Annotated in this window: 1 rRNA gene; it reads right to left on the bottom strand. The window is 55.9% G+C overall.

Annotation, left to right across the window (positions count from 1 at the left end):
• Positions 1-17: 17 nt before the first annotated feature.
• Positions 18-1,540, bottom strand: a 16S ribosomal RNA gene (locus MRBLMI12_RS22220).
• Positions 1,541-1,555: the final 15 nt, after the last annotated feature.

Raw genomic sequence — 1,555 nt, 5'->3', positions numbered from 1 at the left:
GTTCAGGTGCTCCTTAGAAAGGAGGTGATCCAGCCGCACCTTCCGGTACGGCTACCTTGTTACGACTTAGTCCTAATTACCGATCCCACCTTCGACGGCTCCCTCCACAAGGGTTGGGCCACCGGCTTCAGGTGTTACCGACTTTCATGACTTGACGGGCGGTGTGTACAAGACCCGGGAACGTATTCACCGCAGCGTTGCTGATCTGCGATTACTAGCGACTCCGACTTCATGAGGTCGAGTTGCAGACCTCAATCCGAACTGGGACCGGCTTTTTGGGATTCGCTCCACCTCACGGTATTGCAGCCCTTTGTACCGGCCATTGTAGCATGCGTGAAGCCCAAGACATAAGGGGCATGATGATTTGACGTCATCCCCACCTTCCTCCGAGTTGACCCCGGCAGTATCCCATGAGTTCCCACCATTACGTGCTGGCAACATAGAACGAGGGTTGCGCTCGTTGCGGGACTTAACCCAACATCTCACGACACGAGCTGACGACAACCATGCACCACCTGTTCACGAGTGTCCAAAGAGTCCCCTATTTCTAGGGTGTTCTCGTGTATGTCAAGCCTTGGTAAGGTTCTTCGCGTTGCATCGAATTAATCCGCATGCTCCGCCGCTTGTGCGGGTCCCCGTCAATTCCTTTGAGTTTTAGCCTTGCGGCCGTACTCCCCAGGCGGGGAACTTAATGCGTTAGCTGCGTCACGGAATCCGTGGAAAGGACCCCACAACTAGTTCCCAACGTTTACGGGGTGGACTACCAGGGTATCTAAGCCTGTTTGCTCCCCACCCTTTCGCTCCTCAGCGTCAGTTACGGCCCAGAGATCTGCCTTCGCCATCGGTGTTCCTCCTGATATCTGCGCATTCCACCGCTACACCAGGAATTCCAATCTCCCCTACCGCACTCTAGTCTGCCCGTACCCACTGCAGGCCCGAGGTTGAGCCTCGGGATTTCACAGCAGACGCGACAAACCGCCTACGAGCTCTTTACGCCCAATAATTCCGGATAACGCTTGCGCCCTACGTATTACCGCGGCTGCTGGCACGTAGTTAGCCGGCGCTTTTTCTGCAAGTACCGTCACTTTCGCTTCTTCCTTGCTAAAAGAGGTTTACAACCCGAAGGCCGTCGTCCCTCACGCGGCGTTGCTGCATCAGGCTTTCGCCCATTGTGCAATATTCCCCACTGCTGCCTCCCGTAGGAGTCTGGGCCGTGTCTCAGTCCCAGTGTGGCCGGTCACCCTCTCAGGCCGGCTACCCGTCGACGCCTTGGTGAGCCATTACCTCACCAACAAGCTGATAGGCCGCGAGCCCATCCCCAACCAAAAAATCTTTCCAACCACGAGCCATGCGGCTGCGGTTCGTATCCAGTATTAGACGCCGTTTCCAGCGCTTATCCCAGAGTCAGGGGCAGGTTGCTCACGTGTTACTCACCCGTTCGCCACTGATCCACCCCGCAAGCGGGGCTTCACCGTTCGACTTGCATGTGTTAAGCACGCCGCCAGCGTTCATCCTGAGCCAGGATCAAACTCTCCATAAAAAATGAATACTGCAA

The sequence above is a fragment of the Microbacterium sp. LMI12-1-1.1 genome, assembly GCF_040676455.1.
Taxonomy (GTDB): domain Bacteria; phylum Actinomycetota; class Actinomycetes; order Actinomycetales; family Microbacteriaceae; genus Microbacterium.
Note: the sequence above shows the minus strand (reverse complement) of the source record. Positions and strands in the feature narration are given on the sequence as shown.